We start from the raw sequence: 4,877 nt of genomic DNA, 5'->3' as shown, positions 1-4,877 counted from the left end.
CTGACGGCAACATTGAGTTTGCCGGACGCGGTGATCAGCAAGTAAAAATTCGCGGCTACCGAATAGAGCTCGGCGAGATAGAAGCGCGATTGCTTGAACATCCTGCGGTGCAGGAGGCCATCGTCCTGGCGCGAGAAGCCGGTACTGGAGACATGCAAATAGTGGCGTATCTCGTCCATCGGGAAAACGTGCCGGACACGACCGCATTGCGGGAATTTCTCAAGGAGCGTCTGCCTGAGTACATGATTCCGTCAGCGACGGTCGTTTTGCCAGGGTTTCCACTGACTCCAAACGGGAAGGTTGACCGCAAGGCGTTGCCGATGCCGGATGTGGCTGGGCAATTGGCACATCAATATGTCGCACCTCGATCACCGACTGAAGAATTATTATGCGGGATTTGGACGAGCGTGTTGCAGGTGACGAAAGTGGGTGTCCACGATAACTTCTTCGACCTCGGCGGGCACTCCTTGCTCGCGACACAGGTCATGGCGAGGTTGCGTGAGGTGTTTCGGGTGGATCTGCCGATGCGAGTCTTGTTCGAGACTGCAACGGTGGCGAAGTTGGCTGCCGTCTTGACATCGCTTGAGACCGCCGATCATGGACTCGAAGAACAGCCGATTATCCCGATTGAAAGGAGTGGCAAGCCGATTCCTCTATCGTTCGCGCAGCAACGGTTGTGGGTATTGACACAAATTGATCCGAACGACGCCTCCTACCATATCCCCCTTGCTTTACGGTTGAGCGGCGCGCTGGAGATATCGTCTCTGGAAAGAAGCTTTAGCGAACTGATTCGCCGTCACGAGGTGTTGCGCACCACGTTCGGTGTGGTGGATGGAAGGCCGATTCAAGTGATCGCTCCATCTTTTCCGATGTTGTTGCCCATAGTCGAGTTGACCCATTTGACCGAGGTTGAGCAAGAGGCGGTCCTTCGCCGGCTCGCCGCTTCAGAAGCGCAGCGACCGTTCGATTTGGTCCATGGACCGATGATCCGTGCAAGCGTGATCCGGCTGAGCGATGACGAGCATGTGCTACTGCTCACGATGCATCATATCGTGTCGGACGGGTGGTCCGCAGACATCATTGTTCGAGAACTCACAACATTATACGAGGATCATCTCAAAGGTAGGCCATCCTCTCTCCCTGACCTCCCTATTCAATATGCAGACTTTTCCTGGTGGCAGCAACAGTGGCTATCGGGTAAGCGAATGGAACGCCAGTTGTCGTATTGGAAAGATGTCCTGAACGGAGAGGTACCACTCTTGGATCTCCCTACGGATCATCCCAGGCCGACGGTCCGGACCTCTCATGGCGCTTCTCTCACTTCCAATCTCTCGCCTGAGCTATCAGTGGCCGTGAAGGAATTCAGCCGACGCGAGGGTGTGACACAATATATGGCGCTGCTCGGAGCATTTTACCTTCTGTTGTTTCGCTATAGCGGACAACAAGATCTCATCGTCGGTTCGCCGATTGCGAATCGGACCAGAAAAGAAATCGAAGGACTGATCGGATTCTTCGTCAATACCTTGGCGCTCCGGGTCGACGTTTCCGGAAATCCCACGATACGAGAAATAATTGGGCGTGTGCGGAATTCATGTTTGGGGGCCTATAGCCACCAGGATGTGCCCTTTGAGAAGCTGGTCGAAGTGTTGCAGCCGGTCCGTGATGTCAGCCGCTCGCCGTTGTTTCAGGTCATGTTTGATATGCAAAACCATCAGCCGTCCGAGGTGGGGCTTCCAGGTCTGAACGTTACCCCTCTCGAAATCGACAACCAGACAGCGAAGTTCGACCTGACCTTGACCATTCAAGAGACCGAGCAGGGGCTGATATGCTCAATTGAGTACAACACCGACTTGTTCGAAGAAACTACGATTCAGCGAATGCTGACGCACTTTCAAACACTACTGGAGGGAATGGTTACCGGGCCGGAAACGCTCCTTTCGGAGCTGCCAGTGTTGCCGAAGAGTGAACAGCAACAGCTTCTCGTAGATTGGAACAACACAACGCGTGCGTATCCGCAGGCGAAGTGCCTTCACGAATTAATCGAAGAGCAGGCTGAAAAGACGCCAAACGGGCTCGCCGTCGTGTGTGGGAATCAATCTCTGACTTACCGCGAGTTGAACCAACGCGCCAATCAGCTGGCGCATTACCTTCGGCACCTTGGGATTGGGCCGGACGTTCTCGTGGGGGTGTGCATGGAGCGATCTGTTGAAATGGTCGTGAGCCTGCTCGGAACTTTAAAGGCCGGCGGTTCGTATGTGCCGATCGATCCAGATTATCCCCCGCACCGGATCGTATTCATGCTTCAGGATATACAGCCGGCATTACTGTTGACCCAACGCCGTCTTGTCGGGCAGCTCGAGGGTTATGCAGGTCTTACGCTCTGTCCCGATACCGATTGGCCTCTGATAGCCGATCAACCCCTCATGAACCCCCAGCTGGGCCTATCACCTCTCAATCTGGCATACACGATCTATACATCCGGCTCGACGGGTCGCCCCAAAGGAGTTGGGAACACCCATCTGGGGCTACTCAATCGGCTTCAATGGATGCAAGACTTTTTCCGCCTCCAGACCACCGACCGGGTGCTACAGAAGACACCGTTCAGTTTCGATGTTTCGGTGTGGGAATTCTTCTGGCCTTTGATGGTAGGAGCCGGTCTTGTGGTCGCGGGGCCGGGAGAACATAGAAACCCAGCCCGATTGATAGAGCTGATTAAGGAGCATCAAGTGACCACGACTCACTTCGTGCCTCCCATGCTGCACGTGTTTCTCGAGACCGCTGGTGTGGACGCTTGTCGCTGCCTGTCTCGCGTAATCTGTAGCGGTGAAGCGCTGTCTGCTGAGTTGCAGCGTCGATTGTTTATGCAACTGCCGTGGGCCGAACTGCACAACTTATATGGACCGACAGAAGCCGCAATCGATGTCACTGCTTGGCGATGCGAGCGGGATGACGATGCTGCATCGGTGCCAATAGGGCGTCCGATCGCGAATACCCAATTGTATGTCCTGGACCGACAGAATCAGCCGGTTCCGGTAGGAGTAGCCGGCGAACTGCACATCGGTGGTATCGGTGTTGCGCGAGGCTATCACCGTCGGCCTGAGTTGACCGCGGAGAAGTTTGTCCCGGATCCATTCAGCAAAATTCCCGGCAGCCGATTGTACAAAACCGGAGATTTAGCGCGCTATCGACAGGATGGTGTCATTGATTACATAGGGCGGCTTGACCATCAAGTGAAAATCCGAGGGTTTCGGATCGAATTGGGAGAGATCGAGGCGTGGCTGAGCAAGCATCCCGACGTGAGGGAGGTTGTTGTGCTGGCCAGAGAAGACCCGCCAGACGGCAAACGGCTCGTAGCCTATATTGTACCGACCAGTACACCCTCCCGGATGACTCCTACGGCGAACGACCTGCGCCAGTTCCTATCTGAACAATTACCCGAATACATGATTCCCGCCGCGTTTCTATTTCTGGCGGAGTTACCGCGGACAGCCAATGGGAAGATCGATCGGAAGTTGCTTCCGGCACCCGATTTCAATGGCCAGCTCACGGATCAGTATGTGGCACCCCGTACAGCGATAGAAGGCAAACTTGCTGATATGTGGGCTGAGGTACTCGGTATCATGCGGATCGGCGTTCACGATAATTTCTTCGATCATGGCGGGCATTCGTTGCTCGCCGTTCAACTGATGTCTCGTATTCGTAAGACTATCGGAAGCCCATTATCTTTGCTTGCGATCTTCCAGGCTCCCACCGTAGCGAGTCTTGCCGAGCTCCTGTCGAAGAGCGAACAAGATATCTCATCCTCGTTGGTGGTCCTACGGGACACCGGCACGCGACTTCCGTTGTACTGCTTTGATCCAGATGGAACGCATGTCCTCGCTTATCAGTCGCTTGCGTACTCTCTCGATGATGAGCAGCCTGTGTATGGGGTCTCATTGAGTGGAATTTTCTCGATGGACTGGAAATCGCTGTCGCTAGCTGCCATTGCAGAGAATCACGCACGTCTCATACGCCAGCATCAACCGGAAGGTCCGTATCAGCTGCTTGGATGGTCCAATGGAGGGGTCATGGCCTTAGCGGTTGCGCACGCATTGGAACGCCAAGATCAAATAATTTCGTTCCTGGGGATCCTGGACACGCAACCGCGTAGCGGGATCCTTGAAAATCCGAATGTCTTGGACGAACTGGTTGCATACGTGAGCCGGGACCGTCAACATGAGTTCCTGGCCTTGCCCGAAGAGGAACGACAAGCGCTTCAGGAGTGCTTGATCGGTATGGCGGAAGAGGATCGTGTGGAATACGCTATTCAGTGGGCTCAAGATCGCGGATTCTTGTCGCAGGAAGAATCGGAGACTTCCATTGATATATTGAAAGTCGGATATGCCCTAGACAAGGAAACAAATCGGACCTTGCGTGCGTATCGTAAAGTACCCCTGAGTGCGTCAATTCATGCGTGGTGGACCACCGCGACGCTCGCCAGGCATGGAAAAGCTCCGGTTGATTGGACGTTGTATACACGTGGAACAGTGGAGGTCGGAACCATTGTTGGTGAACATACGGATGCGGTACAAGGCATTGAAATTCATCAGCGCATCAGTGAAACCCTGGCGCAGGTCTGTGATGTGAAGAAGGAGTCGTATGCAGTACAACCCTGATACCAGCGGAAAGTTCAAGATTGTGATGAATACCTATCGGGTATTCGGATTTTGGGAGACTCTCAAGGAAATCATCCTGTATCTCTTGAGCCAGAAGCCAGACGACGATTTCGATAAGAAATACGGGGTGACGACCTCCGGCGTCACGGAATCCTCCGAAGCAGGAATCGCCGATGAGACGGCGAGAAGCCTGGCCGTAGGCTATGTGCCCTCAAGAGAACT

The 4,877-nt window shown here is 54.2% G+C and carries 2 protein-coding genes; both read left to right on the top strand.

Annotated features, from left to right (window positions below; translation table 11 throughout):
* The first annotated feature begins 11 nt into the window (after positions 1-11).
* On the top strand, positions 12-4,655 hold the full coding sequence (locus ACOSYY_RS13665; protein ID WP_421663062.1) for a non-ribosomal peptide synthetase: 4,644 nt from the start codon (positions 12-14) through the stop codon (positions 4,653-4,655).
* Positions 4,639-4,877: hypothetical protein (locus ACOSYY_RS13660; RefSeq protein ID WP_421663060.1), on the top strand; the 239-nt coding region annotated here is incomplete at its 3' end. The genes ACOSYY_RS13665 and ACOSYY_RS13660, both read left to right, overlap by 17 nt.

Source organism: Nitrospira sp. BLG_2, from assembly GCF_049222245.1.
The sequence above is the reverse complement of the archived record's forward strand: the minus strand, read 5'-3'. Positions and strand labels throughout refer to the sequence as shown.